At 41.1% G+C, this 18327-nt stretch carries 20 protein-coding genes; 6 read left to right on the forward strand and 14 right to left on the reverse strand.

Translation table 11 applies throughout. From position 1 onward, the window contains the following. Positions 1-46: 46 nt before the first annotated feature. A complete protein-coding gene (locus G2999_RS09015; protein ID WP_198006099.1) occupies positions 47-2410 on the reverse strand; it encodes an alpha-amylase family glycosyl hydrolase in 2364 nt (787 codons plus the stop codon). 210 nt (positions 2411-2620) lie between these two features. Here G2999_RS09015 and G2999_RS09020 point away from each other — a divergent pair, with 210 nt between their 5' ends. Together G2999_RS09020 and G2999_RS12285 are read left to right on the forward strand one after the other, a co-directional pair. After that, entirely contained in the window at positions 2621-4690 is a 2070-nt protein-coding gene (locus tag G2999_RS09020; RefSeq protein ID WP_010180893.1) for a beta-propeller domain-containing protein, read from the forward strand. Next, complete coding sequence (locus G2999_RS12285) at positions 4662-5966, forward strand: hypothetical protein (protein ID WP_010180895.1); 1305 nt, start codon at positions 4662-4664, stop codon at positions 5964-5966. Before G2999_RS09020 ends, G2999_RS12285 begins: the two co-directional genes overlap by 29 nt. A 26-nt stretch (positions 5967-5992) precedes the next feature. Here G2999_RS12285 and G2999_RS09030 read toward each other — a convergent pair whose 3' ends face one another. Both G2999_RS09030 and epmB read right to left on the reverse strand, forming a co-directional pair. Continuing rightward, entirely contained in the window at positions 5993-6313 is a 321-nt protein-coding gene (locus G2999_RS09030; protein WP_010180897.1) for a hypothetical protein, read from the reverse strand. Positions 6314-6369: 56 nt separating this feature from the next. Beyond that, positions 6370-7425 (reverse strand): EF-P beta-lysylation protein EpmB, encoded by a 1056-nt coding sequence (gene epmB, locus G2999_RS09035; protein WP_010180899.1) that lies wholly within the window; start codon positions 7423-7425, stop codon positions 6370-6372. 20 nt (positions 7426-7445) lie between these two features. Here epmB and efp point away from each other — a divergent pair, with 20 nt between their 5' ends. After that, a complete protein-coding gene (efp, locus tag G2999_RS09040) occupies positions 7446-8018 on the forward strand; it encodes an elongation factor P (RefSeq protein WP_010180901.1) in 573 nt (190 codons plus the stop codon). Positions 8019-8027: 9 nt separating this feature from the next. Continuing rightward, complete coding sequence (gene epmA / locus G2999_RS09045) at positions 8028-9014, forward strand: elongation factor P--(R)-beta-lysine ligase (protein ID WP_010180903.1); 987 nt, start codon at positions 8028-8030, stop codon at positions 9012-9014. Between the two features lie 51 nt (positions 9015-9065). On the opposite strand, the gene G2999_RS09050 is transcribed toward epmA, so the two are convergent. Next, the gene (locus tag G2999_RS09050) at positions 9066-9707 is read right to left on the reverse strand and encodes a peptidylprolyl isomerase (protein WP_010180905.1); all 642 of its coding nucleotides are present in this window, start codon (positions 9705-9707) and stop codon (positions 9066-9068) included. A gap of 3 nt (positions 9708-9710) precedes the next feature. Next, positions 9711-10877 carry a methyltransferase gene (locus G2999_RS09055; protein ID WP_010180907.1) on the reverse strand — a complete coding sequence of 389 codons (1167 nt, stop codon included), beginning with the start codon at positions 10875-10877 and terminating at the stop codon, positions 9711-9713. A 29-nt stretch (positions 10878-10906) separates the two neighbouring features. Between G2999_RS09055 and G2999_RS09060 the strand changes: the two genes are divergently transcribed. Next, complete coding sequence (locus G2999_RS09060; RefSeq protein WP_010180909.1) at positions 10907-11506, forward strand: alpha-ketoglutarate-dependent dioxygenase AlkB; 600 nt, start codon at positions 10907-10909, stop codon at positions 11504-11506. 1 nt (position 11507) lies between these two features. Then, on the forward strand, positions 11508-11819 hold the full coding sequence (locus G2999_RS09065; RefSeq protein WP_010180911.1) for a BolA family transcriptional regulator: 312 nt from the start codon (positions 11508-11510) through the stop codon (positions 11817-11819). 2 nt (positions 11820-11821) lie between these two features. Here the strand turns inward: G2999_RS09065 and rpoS are convergent, their stop codons facing one another. The 9 genes from rpoS to ftsB all read right to left on the reverse strand — a co-directional run bounded on the left by rpoS (position 11822) and on the right by ftsB (position 18323). Further along, on the reverse strand, positions 11822-12724 hold the full coding sequence (rpoS, locus tag G2999_RS09070) for an RNA polymerase sigma factor RpoS (RefSeq protein WP_156780263.1): 903 nt from the start codon (positions 12722-12724) through the stop codon (positions 11822-11824). Positions 12725-12861: 137 nt separating this feature from the next. Continuing rightward, on the reverse strand, positions 12862-13683 hold the full coding sequence (locus tag G2999_RS09075; RefSeq protein WP_010180915.1) for a peptidoglycan DD-metalloendopeptidase family protein: 822 nt from the start codon (positions 13681-13683) through the stop codon (positions 12862-12864). 10 nt (positions 13684-13693) lie between these two features. Continuing rightward, on the reverse strand, positions 13694-14272 hold the full coding sequence (locus tag G2999_RS09080) for a YqaA family protein (protein ID WP_010180917.1): 579 nt from the start codon (positions 14270-14272) through the stop codon (positions 13694-13696). After that, positions 14269-14910 carry a protein-L-isoaspartate(D-aspartate) O-methyltransferase gene (locus tag G2999_RS09085; protein WP_010180919.1) on the reverse strand — a complete coding sequence of 214 codons (642 nt, stop codon included), beginning with the start codon at positions 14908-14910 and terminating at the stop codon, positions 14269-14271. Before G2999_RS09085 ends, G2999_RS09080 begins: the two co-directional genes overlap by 4 nt. 1 nt (position 14911) lies before the next feature. Further along, positions 14912-15691, reverse strand: coding sequence for a 5'/3'-nucleotidase SurE (gene surE, locus G2999_RS09090; RefSeq protein ID WP_010180921.1), 780 nt, complete (start codon positions 15689-15691; stop codon positions 14912-14914). 22 nt (positions 15692-15713) lie between these two features. Continuing rightward, positions 15714-16796 carry a tRNA pseudouridine(13) synthase TruD gene (gene truD / locus G2999_RS09095; protein WP_010180923.1) on the reverse strand — a complete coding sequence of 361 codons (1083 nt, stop codon included), beginning with the start codon at positions 16794-16796 and terminating at the stop codon, positions 15714-15716. Beyond that, positions 16793-17269 carry a 2-C-methyl-D-erythritol 2,4-cyclodiphosphate synthase gene (gene ispF / locus G2999_RS09100; RefSeq protein WP_010180925.1) on the reverse strand — a complete coding sequence of 159 codons (477 nt, stop codon included), beginning with the start codon at positions 17267-17269 and terminating at the stop codon, positions 16793-16795. The genes truD and ispF overlap by 4 nt, the downstream gene beginning before the upstream one ends. Next, positions 17266-17997 carry a 2-C-methyl-D-erythritol 4-phosphate cytidylyltransferase gene (gene ispD, locus G2999_RS09105; protein ID WP_010180927.1) on the reverse strand — a complete coding sequence of 244 codons (732 nt, stop codon included), beginning with the start codon at positions 17995-17997 and terminating at the stop codon, positions 17266-17268. Before ispD ends, ispF begins: the two co-directional genes overlap by 4 nt. Positions 17998-18029: 32 nt before the next feature. Beyond that, positions 18030-18323, reverse strand: coding sequence for a cell division protein FtsB (gene ftsB, locus G2999_RS09110; protein ID WP_029257490.1), 294 nt, complete (start codon positions 18321-18323; stop codon positions 18030-18032). Positions 18324-18327: the final 4 nt, after the last annotated feature.

An 18327-nucleotide genomic window follows, 5' to 3' on the forward strand; every position in this document is an offset into this window, starting at 1 on the left:
TTTTGCATGGGTAATGCGTGCGAGGTCACGACATGTGTCTGCGCCCTTAATCGGTCGATTCTGCAAACTGCCAGACCTGCACATCATATGCCGACAAGGTAAGCGTTAACTCACCTGCATTATCACTTAATGTAGACGACTCGTTCGACACCTCTTTTGACCATACCAGGCTAAATGACGTGTCAGTGAGCTGTTGATTTACGCTGCTGGTAACAGAGTCTGCTGATAAATTTAGCGCGACGACGACACGCTCGTTATTCAACACCGACTCCCAGATTAATACCGGTTCATTGACTGTACTTAATACCTGTTTTACCCCCTTTGCGAGTACGGGATATGCTTGGCGCAACCGATATAGGTCTTGGTAGAAGTAATAAAGACTATCGTTATCTGCAATTTGAGCAGCGACATTATTGGTGGTCGCGTTCGCTGAGAGACTTCTAAATAGCGTGTTACTCACGCTAAACCCAGCATTCACGGCATCATTGGTCCAACTCATTGGGGTGCGCAATGAAGCATCCGCTTGTAAGTTGGCGCCTGCTAGCATACCAATTTCTTCGCCATAATAAGTAAATGGATTAGCAGATAGCAACAGGTAACCAGCGGCCGCTAGGCGGGTTTGTTGAGGGTTTTGATTCAATTGATTGGCCACTCGGTTACCGGCAAAAAAATCATGATTGGCTAAAATCAGCGGCATATTGGCTAAGTTTGTGTCATTAATGACATTGATTAATGTGTGATTGCTGCGGCCTTGCTTAACACTGTCTAAGATTGCATGACCGGCACTAAAGTGAAAAGCTTTGCCACACGAACTATCTAGCGCGAAAGTGGCAAATCCGCTTGGCGCTTCACACACCATATAAGCTTTAGGGTATTGTGTGATGATATCGCGCATCGCTCGCATGACGGGATGATTTTGTGGCTGATCTTCTAAGCCATCAGGCCCATTTTCGACTAATACCCCGACCGCATCAAAACGGAAACCATCCACACCGCGATTCAACCAAAACGCGAGGTTATTTTGATGGAACTCGATGACCTGTGGGTTTAATAAATTAAAATCAGGCATACGTGAGGTAAACGCACCATAAAAGTTGCCGCCCACACCAGTGCGCCAAGGATTGTTCCCCCATAAAGACCAGTTAGTTGGTATAGTGTCACGCCAAATAAACCAATCACGTAATGGGTGGTTGGGACTGGAACTGGCATCTAAAAAGACGGGATTTAAAAAACTGGTGTGGTTGATCAGATAATCAATCACGATCGCAATACCTCGACGATTGGCTTCGCTGATCAGACGGTCAAAATCTGCCAACGTCCCATAGTCAGATTCAATACTACGATAATCTTGGGTTTCATACCCATGGTCATTGTCTGAACTTTCCATGATTGGCATGAGCCATAATCCGGTGATACCTAATGTGTCTAGGTAATCGAGTTGCTCAATTAATCCATTAATATCACCTATCCCATCACCGTCAGAGTCTTTATAACCGCGGACATAAATCTCCATAAAATTGGCGTTGTCTTGCCAGTTATCAGCTAATTCGTTAGTTGGTACTGACACACTGACAGGACTCATATCGATAACTGCGATTGCATTGCCTGAACGTGCTTGTACTTCAGCAAAGGCCGATCTCGCGATGGTTTCATCAGCGAATGGTTCGGCATTCACACCATTAATATTGATAGCGGTATCTTGTACTACCCACACTTCCGTCCCGAAGTTATCAGGAATAACACGTAAATCAAAAGCCGGGCTTTTGATATCACCAAAATGAACAATAAAGTTGAAAAATTCGCTGCCATCAACAAACGGCACTTCATATACCGCATAGTCGTTTTCAACACGTGTCAATGGGCGAGGGCTTTGCCATGTTGTCGCGGTTTCTGCTGAAATTGCACTACCCCACAAATGTAAGCCCCATACATCGTATTGACCAGAAGTATGCAAAAAATGAATTTTCATGACATTGGTTGTGGTAGGGGGAGTATAGGGTGTGACCGGGTCGGGTTGTGCCGCTGGCAAGTTAGTGACATCAATCGATAACGTTTGCGAAGTAGTTAAGGTTCCATCAGAAACTTGCAATATTGCTTGATAGTTTGTGTTCGATGGGGCAGTGAATTCTAATTGTGTGGTGGTCACACAATTAGATATAGTTTGAGTAAGTGTTAATCCGCCGGATATCGATATAGTGCAATTTAGGTTCGTTTGTTGGCTATCACTCACACGCCAAGTAAGGTTAACGCGACCATTATCATTGATACTGCGGGTATTGAAACTTTCTATGGTCGGGGCCGTATTTTGTGGTTGTGCTGGTGTGCTAGGGGTTGAGTTGGGTTCACCGCCTCCACCGCCACAACCGGTTAATAACACCACAATACAACCGACTAATAATTTTCTGAACATACCCATCATCACTGTTAACATTTTTTCAACATAGTATTGTACTAAGCAGTCATTAGAATGCCAACAAACATCGTTAGACTATCTTCATAGGGCTGTTTATAATTAATTATATATGGATGCAAAATGGCGAGTAATTAGATGAACACCCAATACAAATCAAGAACAAGAAAAGCCCAAGTTTCGACAAGCCTACTATTGATATGTGTTGCTATGACAATGCTTGGATGCGGTGGTGGTTCGGATACTCGTGTTGATATTGATCCTGGAAATGGCAGTAGTCCTGAAGCCCCTAAAGTCAATCGCGCCGATATTTCTGCCAGTATTCTAAAACCCTCAACAAACGAGTCATTTGGTCGATTGTTGAAAAATGGCTTGTATTACAATAACTTCCAAACATCCAATGTGGTTAACGCTGTTGCATCTGATAGTTTAGCATCAGCCGTCCCGAGTGCCGAAAGTGCTAGCCCTGCCAACTTTTCTCAAACGATCACTCAAGAAGCCGGTGTCGATGAAATGGATATCATGAAGTTTGATGGTGATTTTCTGTATGTGTTAGATCGCAATTCAGATGTTGATGTAATATCCACTACAGCCGCAAAAATAAATACGAGTCTTGATTTAACTTCACCTGCATTACCAATTAATGATACTTCCCCAGAAATAATCCGAGTATTACAACGTGAAAATGATCACAGTCTTACAGAGGTATCACGAATTAACACTGGTATTACTCCTGAAAATGGCTATTTTAGCGTCAAAGGTATGTTTATACGCGATAAACAATTAGTCGTTGTTGGCAGTGGATATGAATCCACTAATAACCAAGACCAAGGAATTTGGTGGTACGGTGATAATCAAGTGACGTTAGATATCATCGATACGAGTGTGCCATCAAGCCCTAGTATTACCACCAAATTGACCATTCAGGGTCAATCAATTCGCTCTCGTCGTATTGATAATCAGTTGCTTATTGTAAGTTCGTTCTTACCGCAACTGACTGATATCGATTTAAGTAATTCATCAACTGTTATGCAACAGGCTGGTTTTGATGCGATTCAAGCGGTCAGTACAGATGACCTTATCCCACGTTTATCAACACGGGATCCTCTGACCGGAGAAGAAGCTTCATCGATTCCTTTATTCAGTGCTAATGATTGTTATATTCCCCAAGATGCAAATGAACTTGATAGTGCTACAGGTATTATCTCGATGACCATGATCAACCTAGATAATCCCGCTCAAATGCAAACAACTTGTATTAACGGTCAATATGATGATGTGTATGTGACCACGGATGATATTTTTGTGCATGGTAATGTACCGACGTATGATGAGAACAATAATCGCGTATTAGAAAGTACCGTAGTACATCATTTTATGCGTGTGAACTCTGAATTTACCTATAACGGAACTGCAGAGCTCGATGGGACTTTAGGTTGGCAAAATAAGAATCTGCGACTCAGTGCGACCGATACCCATTTGCGCGCGGTGACGAGTGAAATGACATTAGATGAAAATGACCGTTTCGACCATACATTGTATATGATTAACCTTACCGCGACAGACCGACACTTATCGATTAGTGCTCAATTACCTAATAACAATGCTCCAGCTGAATTGGGTAAGCCAAATGAGGATATTCGTGCGGTGCGTTATTTTGGTGATAAAGCATATATCGTGACATTTGAAACGATTGACCCCTTGTATGTGATTGATGTGTCGGATCCATCTCGACCGGTCATCACTGGTGAGTTAGAAATGCCAGGATACTCTTCTTATTTACACCCGATTAATGCACAGTTTATTTTAGGAATAGGTCAAAATGTCCCTGTAACAGGCATAGATATAGCGCCCGCGTTAACTGGAACAGATCAATCTGGGGCAAAAATAGCGTTATTTGACGTATCCGGTACACCAAGAATTGTCGACGAATTTATCTTTCCAGATAGCTATTCGCCTGCTGAATTTGATTACCATGCATTGACTTATTTAGCAAAATCAGAGGTAGAACATATTTTTGCGATGCCGATGCAAAGTTGGACATTGAATGATTCAATTTGGTTACCTGATAATAGATTAGAAATTTTTGAAGTTGATTTGAATGGTAATGCGAGCATGGCTAATACGATTTCAGTGCGCCCACCTAGTCGAAGTGATGAGTACTCCTGGGCGACAGAAGATAGAGCGGTGGTCATCGGTGATATAATTTATTATGTGAAAGGGGCGCAAGTGTGGCAAACTACTTTCAACGATGCATCAATCATTAACGGCCCTTATTAATTCTGTGTTTTCATTCTTATATCGCACTGCCATCTTTGTGGCAGTTATTCTATTGTGTTTTCATTTCCTGGTACTTTCGGCCACTCCATCTGTTGTCGTTTCCTCTGCGCAACAGGTAGATAATGCGCAAAGTGTTAATGTGTTATTGGATGATGTGTATAAAGTACTAAATCAAAAGCAATTTGCGCATGACATCACTATTTCTAAGGCCCAAGGTCAAAGTTTGTTAGGCTTTATGCAACGCGCCTATCCATCATTTAGTGGTAATATTCATTTCAATCAAGATATTGGGGTGGTAGAAATGAGCATTAAAGTGCCTCAATGGATAGTGCCTCGATATATGAATATTCAACTAATACTCAATTCTAATAGCTATGTTGATATTGAAGGCTTAAAAGTAGGGAAAATTCCGTTACCGGGTAATGCATTACTGAAAATAGCGACTTGGTTGGTAAATACATACACCCGCAGCTCGATTGCCACACAAGCACAGACGCAAATAAATGAAGTGAGGTTTAGCCCTGATAATGTGTTCGTTTCCATCTTACCGATGAAACAATTTCTAAATGATTTAAAAGTGGTCCGTGATAGTATAGATTTTGGCGGTGACCCAAGTCTTGGTTTACGAATCAATCATTATTTAAATTTTTTAATGAATGAACAAAGTGTTCCTAAAAATCGATGCAATTCACTGGCCGTCTATATCAGAGAAGTCATGCTTGAAGCGCAAATACAAAGCTCTCCTGAGACGACCCATTTAGAAAATGAGGCGGCGATATTAGCGCTTGCAATTTATGCGGGTAATCCACGTTTTGCCAATTTATTAGGTGTGATACCACCGCAAAAACAACAAGTTTTGTATGGTGATTTCACCCCAGTATTGGCCTTAAGAAAAGATTTATCACAACATTTTATTTTTTCTGCAGCCATCAAGCTTTTATCAGATCAAGGGGTCACTGTTGCCATTGGAGAGTTCAAAGAATTGATGGATCGGGTGTCTGCGGGAAGTGGTTATAGTTTTGTAGATTTAGCTGCAGATAAGGCTGGAGTCAATTTTGCCGACTATCTGACAGATCCTGATACCGCATCGTTAGCACAAAGTCGTCTAGCACAAAGTGTGAATGAAGCGCTCTTTTTCCCCACGATTGAGCATTTACCGGAAGGACTCAATACTGATGCTTTTATTCAAACATTCACTGCGGTCGACTCACCAGAATACCAAGCAATGATTGGGGATATCAAAGCGCGTCTTAAACAACTGCCACTTTATCAATAAACCAATAGTGTTCCCAATTTTACATATTACAGTGTTGCTTTAAATTGAGTGAGTGTTGCGAGTAATGCTTCAATTTGCTGAACGATAAGCGTTAATTGTGGTTCAATTATATTCATATCGACATTTTCAAAGTCATTTGCGATGAACGTATCCATATTTCCTGCTACTTCTTGAACGTAAGGTTCAAAACGTTTGGCACGAGTGGTAAATGGACTATTTTCAGCAAAAATCGTGGCGAACTTCCCTTTGCCTTGTTGTTGTAACTGGTTTAATGCATTATCAGCATCAATTGCTTTGCGGTAAACAAGTTGCAGATTATCTTTAAGTTTGTCGAGTACGTTTTGCATAAAAATATAATGTAAGGATAAAAATGTGTATTAAGTTTATCATATCTTTGAGCACATTAAATTGAATAAAGGCCCAAATCTACAGGGGTTTTACTTGATTCACCCCCAATTTCTCTCACCAGTTTAGGTACCATATAGCCTGATTGCTTGGTTAAGACCTCTCTCATAATATTCACTGCGCGTTTATCACTAATGGCAAAATGCGCCGCCCCTTGCACTTTATCGAACATGTGTAAGTAATATGGCTGGATCCGAGCACTAAATAAAGCCTCGTTGAGGGCAATTTGGGTGTGTGCCGAGTCATTAATGCCTTTTAATAGCACTGCTTGGTTAAGGACCGTCACACCCGCTTCATGCAACAAAGCAACTTTTTGAATGAGCTCACTGGATATTTCTTTCGGATGATTGATATGTAGCACCATGATGGTCTGCTTGGATGATTGGGCTAACGCAATTAATAATTCTGGCGTCACGCGATAAGGCAATACCACTGGTAAACGGGTATGTAAACGAATACGTTTAATGGAAGGTATTGTTTCTAATTGTGCGCATATCCACGCCATATAATCATCATTGGCCATAAGTGGATCACCGCCGGATAAAATCACTTCGTCAATCTTCGGATCGGTTTTGATGTGCTCAAATACGTCTAACCAATCTTGCTTGTTATTATGATGTTGGTCATAAGGGAAGTGCCGTCTAAAACAATATCGACAATTTACCGCACAGCCACCTCTTAGCATCAGCAAAACACGATTTTGATATTTGTGTAACATGCCTTTAGTCGATGTGTTAGTGGTCTCATTTACTTGCTCTTTGAGCGGGTCTAACGAAAATTCAGGATCTACGATAAACTCGTCTGCAACAGGCATGACTTGCTTTAACAGAGGATCATCAAGATCGTTACGCGCCATCAAATCAACAAAGAACCGCGGGACTCTTAGTGCAAATAATGAACGTGCTTTATGATCTTCAGCGAAGTCTGACGCATTGAAGCCTAAGTAGTTGAGTAATGAATCTGGTGAATTAAAGCCATTTGCTAATTCTTTTTGCCAGTTAGGCTCTACAGGTCGCTGTTTTTTGTGTATATTATGCACCGTTAAACCAATCATTTAGTGAGATTAGAGGAATTATGGCGAATTTTAGCACCAATGAGTTCAAAGCAGGACTAAAAATTATGCTTGATGGCGAACCATGTAATATTTTAGAAAACGAATATGTAAAACCGGGTAAAGGGCAGGCATTTAACCGTGTTAAAATTCGTAAATTGATCTCTGCTAAAGTCCTTGAAAAAACCTTCCGTTCTGGAGAATCAGTTGAAGGCGCTGATGTCATGGATACTGAGCTGGCATATTTATATACCGACGGTGAGTTTTGGCATTTCATGAATAATGAAACATTTGAGCAAGTTGCAGCGGATGCTAAAGCGTTAGGTGATAATGTGAAATGGTTAGTGGAAAATGATGTCTGTACTATTACATTATGGAATGGTTCACCGATTGTTGTCACACCGCCTAATTTTGTTGAAATTGAAATTACTGAAACTGATCCAGGCTTGAAAGGCGATACTGCTGGCACAGGCGGTAAACCAGCGACCTTAGCAACGGGTGCTGTGGTTCGTGTGCCGCTGTTTGTTCAAACGGGTGAAGTAATTAAAGTCGATACCCGCAATGGCGAGTATGTATCTCGTGCCAGCAAGGCATAACATACGCTAATGCAGGATTATGGTCAGGACGAGTTATCTGATGTGCTATGGCGCATGGATATCTCACCTGACAATCTACGTCGAAGAGCAGCGATTATAGCTCAGATTCGCCACTTCTTTGCACACCTCGATGTACTGGAAGTGGATGTCCCTGTTCTGAGTCAATTTGGGGTCACGGATCCTCATCTATCTAATTTTGTTACGCCCTTTACTTTAGGTAATAAGGTCACTTCCTTATATTTACAAACCTCCCCCGAATATGGCATGAAACGTATGCTAGCGTCTGGTAGTGGTTGTATTTATTACATGGGTAAATCGTTTCGACATGAAGATGCTGGGCATCAACATAACCCAGAGTTCACTATGTTAGAATGGTATCGAATTGGCTTCGATGACCATGCGCTTATGCTTGAGGTAGATGCATTATTACAAGGCATTTTAAACACCGAACCAGCAGATAAGATGACTTATCATGAAGCGTTTTTACAGTTTGCCGATATTGATATTAACCATGCTAATAAAGACGATTTAATTGCTGCACTGGCTATTGATACCCATTATGATCTCTCTTGTGAATCGATCGAGCATATTTTACAGCTGATCTTTAACCTACATATTGAACCAAATATAGGCGGTTCACGTCCTTGTTTTGTATATGATTTTCCAGCCTCACAAGCAGCCTTAGCTCGGTTAAAAGCAGATGAACCTGGTTACGCCCATCGGTTTGAGGTTTATTATAAAGGGCTTGAATTAGCCAATGGGTATTGGGAGCTAACTGATCCTAAAGAACAAGCACAGCGCTTTGCTAAAGATAATCGTTATCGAAATAAGTTAGGGTTGCCTAATACAACAATAGACACTCGATTGATGGCCGCCCTTAACGCAGGTTTACCTGATTGTGCAGGGGTTGCATTAGGAGTGGACCGATTAATTATGTTGGCACTGGGTAAAAAGCACATCAATGATGTGCTTAGTTTTGGGATTGACCGCGCATAATGGAGTCAACGAAACTATGATACAACTCATTCATCTTGATTGAGCAAACCTCTAAAAAGTAGGAGCAGGAAGAATGATCACTTTTTGCAGAACTACCGGTGTAATCGGTACGTCAGGAGCTCTTAAATCCATACTATATTGGGTTTCTACTTCACTGATTGAATCTAACACGTCACTGCCTTCTGCAACATAGCCAAATACGGCATATCCCCAGTTACGGCCAGGATCAAGTGACGGTGTATCTCGCATATTAAAATAAAATTGACGGGTAGCTGAATGAGGATCATTTTGTCGTGCCATCGCAATGGTATAAGTTTCATTTTTCAGGCCGTTGCCTGATTCATTAAAGATAGTACCTAATGATGGTTTTGGCTCAAATTCAGCGGTATATCCTCCTCCTTGGACGACAAAACCTGGAATAATGCGATGAAAAATCGTGTCTTCGTAACTGCGCATATCGACATATTTAAGAAAATTATTCACACTGATTGGCGCTTTTCGACGGTCTAACTCCACGATAAATTCACCCATAGAGGTCACCATTTTAACTCTTGGGTAAAAATTATCAGGTTGGATATGGCTTCCATCTTTGACAGCACGTTTTCCTGTTTTAGCATGTGCATCAGCAATGGAAAAGCTGCCAAGTAGTAGACTGAGAATGAAGACAAATGTGATTGATGTTACAGCTTTCATACGTTATCTCCTTGAGGCGTCACTTTTATAGGTTGAAAGAATACTAAACTTAGCGTTGGTAGCAATGACAGTAAACCCGCCATAGCGCTTTTTTAACATATTCCCATAAGGTAAATGTCGATTGCCAATAATACGTAACTCGCCTCCGTGGCGTAAAACTTGTTTAGCATCCTTGAACATTTGCCAGGCAATATGGTCAGTTACGGCATTTTGTTGATGAAATGGTGGGTTACACAGTACTAAATCGACATGTTCCAGATCGACTTGACTCAGACAGTTTGCGACAACAAAATCGCATTGTGCGTATTGTTCAGGGAAATTATCTTGGACATTGCGCTTGGCACTTTCAATGGCCATGTAAGACTCATCCACAAACGTAACCTTAGCATTGGGTGCATCTGCTAGTACAGTACAACCAATAACGCCATTACCGCAGCCTAAATCAACGACATGCTCGCCTTCTATTAGGGGTAAATGCTGCATCAAAAAACGTGCCCCAATATCTAAATGAAGTCGTGAAAATACATTAGGCAAATGACTTAGTTGTAAGACTGGCTTAGTAATTTCCCAGGTATTCCATGGCGTTAGTGGTGGTGGCGTGAGTGCATTATTCACACTGCCAATAACCAAACGAGATTTTTTAGCCGCTAAAGAAGTGTGGCAATCTCCTAAGATGGTATTAAATAATTGTTGAACATTTTTGGTTACTACCGGAACCTTACCGCCAGCGATAATGATAGTGTCAGGATGTGTACAGTCACGTAACTGATGCAATTGATAGGTCAGTAGCGCCAAGTTTTTCGGTAATTGCATCAATACGATATCAAAGGTTTGTGATAACTTATCAGTACTGGCGATAAATTCGATAGATGCACTATCCAAGTCATTTTGTTGTAGATTATGACGTGCGCCTAATTGAGCCACAAAGGAGTCAGAAATATGTACTGGCTTACATGCCTGGAAAGCGCAGGTTAATGCGCCAAAATCATCATTTAATATCGCCATGCGTTGCGGCGTTATATTATCAAGCAGATCCGTATAATTCGCTTGGACGTAAGATATGATATATTCATCCACAGCATCCCATGCTTGCAGTGATTTATGTTGGTGCTCGGCCGGGTAACGCACTAGGGTGTGGGTACCACGCGCATGGGTAAATTCTGTATTCAACGTTTTCTCAACTTTGTTATTAGGTCGTTATGCAATTATTTGATTCAGTTCCGCTAGAGATGGACGATGCCAATGTCGAGTATTTCCCCAATTGGTTAGGGTTATCTCAGGCAGACGCATTTCTAACGCGTCTTAAAACGGAACTGACCTGGTCGCAAGATTATATCAGAATTTATGGACGAGACGTAAAAATCCCGCGGTTACAAAGCTGGGTAGGTGATCCAGATTCGACCTATACCTATTCGGGATTACCAATGCAGCCATTACCTTGGAGTACTTCATTAAGCACGATTCGCACATTGTGTGAGCAAACCACGCACAATACGTTTAATTCGGTGTTGGCTAATTGGTATCGCGATGGTCAAGATAGCATGGGTATGCACAGCGATGATGAACCTGAATTAGGGCGTGAACCGACTATTGCTTCTGTCACCTTGGGCTACCCAAGGAAGTTTATTTTTAAGCATAAACAAACAGGTCAAAAAGTGGATGTGGAATTAGAGCACGGGAGTTTACTGGTGATGTGCGGTTCGACTCAGCAATTCTGGCAACACGGGATCAACAAAACTAAACGTCAGATTGATGATAGAATTAACCTCACATTCAGACATATTTTTAAGGATTATTAACGTGAAAGTTGAACATCAGATTACCCAAAAATTAATTGAGGCCTTTGCTCCCACAGCGTTGTATGTTGAGAATGAAAGTCATAGGCATAATGTCCCGCCAGGTTCTGAAAGTCACTTCAAAGTCACGGTGGTCAGTGATGTTTTTGAAGGTAAACGCTTGCTTGCTTGTCATCGAATGATTAATGAGGTACTCAAAGATGAACTGGAACATGATATTCATGCGCTAGCTATCCATACTTACACTCAACAAAAATGGGAAAGTATCGAGCAAACCCCTGACTCACCCAATTGCATGGGCGGTACAGGAAAGTAATATTATCGCTCTATTTGACTAAAAATGACTTCTAAACTGAGTCCTTGAAGACCAAGCATGTCTTTCAAACGGCGTAATGCTTCTACTTGGATTTGACGGACTCTTTCACGTGTTAACCCAATTTCAGCGCCAACATTTTCTAATGTATCAGGCTCAAAACCCATCAGACCGAAGCGACGTGAAAGTACCTCTCGTTGTTTAGGATTAAGCTCTTGGAGCCACATGACGATGTTATTTTTAATATCGTCTTCTTGGTTCTTTTCTTCAGGTCCACTATGATTACTATCGGGTAAAATATCTAATAATGAATTTCCATCACTTTCATGACTTAAATATGAATCTACCGATTTAATCCGTTCATTCAACCGCAGCATTTTATTGACATCTTCGGTAGAAACATCAAGTTTATCGGCAATTTCCTCAGCGGTAGGCTCATGATCTAATTCTTGGGCTAAATTGCGAGCAGTTCGCAAATAAATATTCAGCTCTTTAACGACATGAATGGGTAACCGAACTGTGCGTGTTTGATTCATAATAGCGCGTTCAATGGTTTGCCTTATCCACCATGTTGCGTAGGTAGAAAATCGGAATCCACGTTCAGGATCAAATTTTTCAACCGCCCTGATCAATCCCAAATTCCCTTCCTCTACTAGATCTAATAATGCTAAGCCTCTGTCTTTATAACGACGTGCAATTTTCACCACTAGTCTTAGATTACTCACAATCATCCTTTCTCTTGCATCTTTGTCGCCTTTTAAAGCCTTACGTCCATGCAATACTTCTTCTTCGGCACTTAATAGCGGCGAAAAACCAATTTCATTAAGATAAAGTTGGGTATTATCAAGGCTTTTCTTGATTTCACCAGCAAGACTTAAGTCATTGAATGCATCAGTATCGTTGGTCATCTTATTATCATGAGAAGCATGATGCTCAGATTTAAGCGAAGCGTGTAAATCTACTATATTGTGATTTGATTGAGCCAAAAGAACTACTCCTTATTAATTGGCATGATGATGGTCTTATCCTTAACCTGCTTGCTTGATTATTTTTTGGGTAAATACTTGAGTGGATCAAGAGATTTGCCGTTATACCTAATTTCAAACCTCAGTTTAATACTGTTGGTACCGCTATCACCCATGATTGCAATTTGCTCACCTGCTTGAACAAAGTCTCTTTCCTTTACCAAAATTTTACTATTATGTGCATATGCACTTAAAAATTTATTCGTATGTTTAATAATAATAAGGTTGCCATAACCTCTTAGCGCATTTCCGCTATAAACGACTTTGCCATCTGCGGCAGATACCACGGGTGTACCGCTTTTATTGGCGATTTCAATTCCTCTAACACCTGCTTCAGCCGTTGAAAATGTGCTAATAAGCGTACCTTCTGCTGGCCATTGCCAGCGTTTAACACGCTTAGGGATCTGTTCTATTGCACTCTTTTTAGTTGTTGGATGCGTCCGCTTTGTATCCGTTTTTTTATTATTTGCGACGACTGGTGTTTTAACAACATTTGCTACCGGTTTACTTATATCGGCAGAGGGGACGATTTTTTTAACAGGTTTATTCATTAACTCCAGTGTTTGTCCTACATTTAACGCGTAGGGTTCTTCTAAAGCATTGTTATTTGCTAATACCTGATAATCTAAACCATACAACCAAGCAATGCCGTAAAGCGTTTCACCTGATTGCACAATATGCTGCTTAGCGCTTGACCATTTACTGGACTCATCAACATAAGTATTTATGTTAATCACAGGTGCCGGTGGTACTTTACGGGCACAGCCTGCGGTTAAAAAGAGTGCGATTAAGCTTAAAAATACTACTTGTTTAACAAATATAGTGTCTATTTTAGCGTTCATTCTAACGATCTTATTTTGCGACAAGGTAGATAACAACGGCTAAAACAATGACAAGCCAACCTAATAGTTCGACATATTGACGAAGTTTCGATTCCATTTTTGCACCACCCCAGTACATCAAGGCCGCGACTAAAAAGAAACGGCAGCCTCGTCCAAAAAAGGAGGCAATGACAAAAGGAATAAACATCATCCCAAGTACGCCAGCACTAATAGTAAATACTTTATAAGGGATCGGTGAGAACCCCGCTATAAAAACAATCCATACACCATATTGCTCAAACCACTGCATCGCGGTATTGAGTTTGTCTTGGTAATGTAGTGTTTCAATGAGGGGTAAAATTAGCCCATCAAAAGCTAAGTACCCTAGTATATATCCTGCTATACCACCTAGCACCGAAGCTAATGTGCAAACAAAAGCATACCACCATGCTTTTTCAGGCTTAGCTAACGCCATAGGTGCTAACATAACATCGGGTGGAATAGGGAAAATAACAGATTCAGAAAAACTTAATCCAGCTAAATATTTATCTGCATGAGGGTGCTTTGCCCAACGCAAGCACACATCGTACAAAGGGGTAAATAATTTCACTGTAATTCTCCTGGTACCAGTGGTACAAACTTAACTGCTTCTATGATTTGATGTATAAACTCATCGCCTTGGCGTTGATATAAATAGAGTTGCTGGTCCGACTCTCCTACAGGGATAAGTAAACAGCCTTGTGGGGATAACTGTGCTAATAGTGCTTCAGGTAAAGTCGCTGCTGCAGCGGTAACAATAATACCATCAAACGGACCCTTCGATGGCCAACCTTCCCAGCCGTCCCCATGCTTTAATGAAAAATTATAACAATCCAAATGACGTAAACGTCGGCGCGCCTGAAACTGAAGGCTTTTAATGCGTTCAATACTGTATACATGGGTAAATAATTGGGTCAGTACGGCAGTTTGGAATCCTGAACCGGTCCCTATTTCTAAAATCTGGGGAGTATTAATACCTTGTTCTTGTATGTGTTGACGCAAAATAGCACTCATCCTAGCGACGGTATAAGGCTGGGACAAGGTTTGCCCTTGACCAATGGGTAAGGCATTATTCTCGTAAGCTTTATGCGTCAAGGTAGGGGGTAAAAAAAGACTGCGATCAATTGAGCCTATCACATTTAATACGATCTCATCATCTACACCCAGTTCGCGGATGGTGTTAATTAAAGGTAAGGCTTTTCTAAGCATCTTATTGCCCTTGATCTTGTTCGTTGTTATTTAACCGAGCATTATCTAACCAATGATTCAACGAAGCTAGACCTTGGTGGTCGGTCATATCAATACTTATTGGTGTAATCGATACTTGTTGTTGACCTATGGCATAAAAATCTGTGCCTGGGCCGGCATCTTGCTCTGAACCTAAGCGTCCGTACCAAAAAATGTCACGACCAAATGGGTCGCTAGATTGCACCATGTTTTCTGCTTTGTGACGTGAACCTAAACGGGTAATGCTCCAACCAGATAATTGCTCAATAGGCACATTAGGTACATTGATATTTAAAATCTGATGATCGTTCATTGGCAGTGAAGATAATGAATCTAAGAGAGTGGCTATCACATGCGCTGCGGTATCAAACTGCCAATCTTGATAGCCATCTATTGATACAGCAAGAGCTGGGCATCCAAGATGACGGCCTTCAGTAGCCGCTGCAACAGTACCTGAATAAATAACATCATCACCTAGGTTGGCACCATGATTAATCCCTGAAATAACGATATCGGGGGATGGGAATCGATGAGAGTTCACGCCTAATTGTACACAATCAGAGGGTGTGCCATTAACGGCATAAAAACCATTTTCAAGCTGGGTTAAACGTAATGGGTCATGAAGTGATAATGCATTACTGGCACCTGAGCAATTACGGTCTGGTGCGATAACCGTCACATTATGATGTAGTGCGAGCGTTTGATAAAGCACTTGAATACCTTTGGCAAAAGCACTGTCATCATTACTGAGTAAAATATTCACAGACGTCCTTTATATGAATTCATTAAGTATGTATCTCACAACATTCGCGTAATATAGATGTCGCGAAACACCCGACGGGTAAAGTGAAAGCTATGTTTAGCGTGTGTGCGTCAATCTCTGTCATTGTTAGATCGGATGGAAAAAGACGTATGGCGCGGCGTTCTTGTTTTAAACCTAAATCGACTAGTACCTGACACATCTTGGGGTAATGTTGCATAAGTTGTTTTTCAAGTACTTCAATTGAGTGTGTCGAAGCAAGCTCTCCTGTCCCCCACAAAGGTGCGGACAAATCAATATCACCACTTTCGAGTCGTGCTTGCAGTGATGAAAGTTCATCGGCTTTTGCCACAAAATAACTATTTGTGCCACTGAGTATCATGACATCGCCTTCTGCAACCGTGTGATGCGTTTTGGTCTTTATCCGCTGAGAAATGACAGTATTAAACAACCAACTACGCAATGCTGATATAGCGACTGAACGTTTATTACGATTTTTAATTTTGCCGCCATTAAATAACTGTTCGGCCAACACTAAATTCCCACCAACTTTGGTTTGTTGCTGTTGTTGTTCATCTAAATAACGTACCTCACCAAAACGTTGTTGCCCATAATAGTTAGGTACGCCATGGGTGGAGATAGCCGTTAAGCGACGTTGGATATCATCGATGTCACTGACATCTTTTAGGGTAATAATAAATTGATTATGTTTTAGTACGCCTGTGCGTAGTTTTTTATCATGACGTGTTACGGATAATATGTTGACGCCAGCAAGGTCAAAGCTATCCCAGGGGAAGCTTTTTTTACCGGGGCAATGAATGCCAAACCATTGTGTCGACGTTGAGAATTTATCTTTGCGGCCTGCATAAGTGACATTGCGAAGCGGTAATTGGGTAAAGGCTGCGAGTTGTTCAGCGACAAAAGCAGTATTGAGTCCGGTTTTTTCAATATGAATAAAAATATGTTCACCATGCCCTGTCGGTGTGAACCCGAGTACTTCATTGACTTTAAAATCAGCTAATTCACGTTTAAATGCAGCTTGGGCAGAGGGTTTACCATGTTGAAAGGCAAACTCTAGTGAAGGGTAGGGTAAAAACACATGACTCATCGTTGGACTAATACGACTGCATGCGTAGCAATCCCTTCTTTGCGACCGGTATAGCCCAGTTTTTCAGTGGTCGTTGCTTTTACATTGATTGTTTCTATATCGGTGTCCAGTGCTGAAGCAATATGTGCCCTCATTGTTTCAATGTGCGGAGCCATTTTAGGTGCCTGAGCGACGATAGTAATATCTGCATTACCGATTCGATAGCCTTTTTCAGTAACCAGAGAGTAGACATGTTTTAATAACTCAGTACTATCAGCCCCTTGGAAATTAGGATCCGTATCTGGGAAATGGCGACCAATATCGCCTAAAGCAACCGCACCTAGCAATGCATCGCACAGTGCATGAAGAACGACATCTCCATCTGAATGAGCGAGTAACCCAGTGGGGTAATCGATAGTTTGCCCAGCTAAGATTAACGGGTCATTGCCACCAAATTTATGCACATCAAAACCATGACCGATTCTAATACTCATGAAATACGTCCTTGTTGTTGTAAAAAAAACTCAGCCAGAGCTAAGTCTTCTTGAAGCGTGATTTTGATATTACTAGAAGCACCAGCGATTAATTTTACACGATGACCAGCATGCTCCATTGCAGACGCTTCATCAGTAATAGTTTTACCGGCTAGTTGAGCCGTTTTAATGGCTTTTTTTAGTAGCTTTGCTTGAAATAATTGTGGCGTTAATGCATGCCAGAGAGTTTCACGATTAATTGTCGTATGAATCAACGTTGATGATGACAGAGTTTGTTTCATGGTATCAATCGCCGGTTTGGCTAAGATTGCTCCAGCATATTTGAAAAGCATGTCCGGATCGTTATTATTTTCGATGATGTCGATAAGTTTATCGATATCTTTGTGTTCCAAACATGGACGTGCAGCATCGTGCACCATGACCCATTGTTCATCTTGAATAATTTCTAAACCATTTAAAACGGAATCAACCCGTTCAGAGCCGCCATAAATGCGGGCGATTTTGTGATGACTGGCAATGGCAAGGTGATCAAAATGGGTATCATTTTTGTTAAGCGCTACCACGACATGACTTACAGCAGGATGTGAAACTAATATACTTAATGTATGCTCAAGTACTGTTTTCGAGCCAATGGGTAAATATTGCTTAGGAATACTGCTAGACATTCTAGAGCCAATTCCTGCTGCAGGGACGATCGCCGTGATTTTGTTAACAGAGGAATGCTTCATTAATCAGATTTCTTGTTAGTAAAATGGATAAATTAATTACTATCTAATGATGGAATAATGCGATAGAAAGTTTCGCCTTCCTTGATTAAACCAAGTTCATTTCTAGCACGTTCTTCGATTGCATCTAAGCCGATTTTTAAATCGTTGATATCTGCAGCAAGTAATTTATTACGCTGAGTTAGGTTAGCATTTTGCTGCTGTCGTTGTTCAACTTCTGCCTGTAATGCTAAATACTCAGGGATGCTGCGCTTGCCAAACCACAAACGGTACTGCAGAGCACACAATAATGATACTAAGATCACTAATATAATTTTATTCTGCCACACAACA

This window comes from Glaciecola sp. HTCC2999 (assembly GCF_000155775.1).
In the GTDB taxonomy this organism is placed as follows: domain Bacteria; phylum Pseudomonadota; class Gammaproteobacteria; order Enterobacterales; family Alteromonadaceae; genus Opacimonas.

Coding starts and splice junctions, on each gene's coding strand:
- G2999_RS09015 (WP_198006099.1), bottom strand. CDS start 2,410: ATGTTCAGAAAATTATTAGTCGGTTGTATTGTGGTGTTATTAACCGGT.
- G2999_RS09020 (WP_010180893.1), top strand. CDS start 2,621: ATGACAATGCTTGGATGCGGTGGTGGTTCGGATACTCGTGTTGATATT.
- G2999_RS12285 (WP_010180895.1), top strand. CDS start 4,662: ATGCATCAATCATTAACGGCCCTTATTAATTCTGTGTTTTCATTCTTA.
- G2999_RS09030 (WP_010180897.1), bottom strand. CDS start 6,313: ATGCAAAACGTACTCGACAAACTTAAAGATAATCTGCAACTTGTTTAC.
- epmB (WP_010180899.1), bottom strand. CDS start 7,425: ATGATTGGTTTAACGGTGCATAATATACACAAAAAACAGCGACCTGTA.
- efp (WP_010180901.1), top strand. CDS start 7,446: ATGGCGAATTTTAGCACCAATGAGTTCAAAGCAGGACTAAAAATTATG.
- epmA (WP_010180903.1), top strand. CDS start 8,028: ATGCAGGATTATGGTCAGGACGAGTTATCTGATGTGCTATGGCGCATG.
- G2999_RS09050 (WP_010180905.1), bottom strand. CDS start 9,707: ATGAAAGCTGTAACATCAATCACATTTGTCTTCATTCTCAGTCTACTA.
- G2999_RS09060 (WP_010180909.1), top strand. CDS start 10,907: ATGCAATTATTTGATTCAGTTCCGCTAGAGATGGACGATGCCAATGTC.
- rpoS (WP_156780263.1), bottom strand. CDS start 12,724: ATGACCAACGATACTGATGCATTCAATGACTTAAGTCTTGCTGGTGAA.
- G2999_RS09075 (WP_010180915.1), bottom strand. CDS start 13,683: ATGAACGCTAAAATAGACACTATATTTGTTAAACAAGTAGTATTTTTA.
- G2999_RS09085 (WP_010180919.1), bottom strand. CDS start 14,910: ATGCTTAGAAAAGCCTTACCTTTAATTAACACCATCCGCGAACTGGGT.
- truD (WP_010180923.1), bottom strand. CDS start 16,796: ATGAGTCATGTGTTTTTACCCTACCCTTCACTAGAGTTTGCCTTTCAA.
- ispF (WP_010180925.1), bottom strand. CDS start 17,269: ATGAGTATTAGAATCGGTCATGGTTTTGATGTGCATAAATTTGGTGGC.
- ispD (WP_010180927.1), bottom strand. CDS start 17,997: ATGAAGCATTCCTCTGTTAACAAAATCACGGCGATCGTCCCTGCAGCA.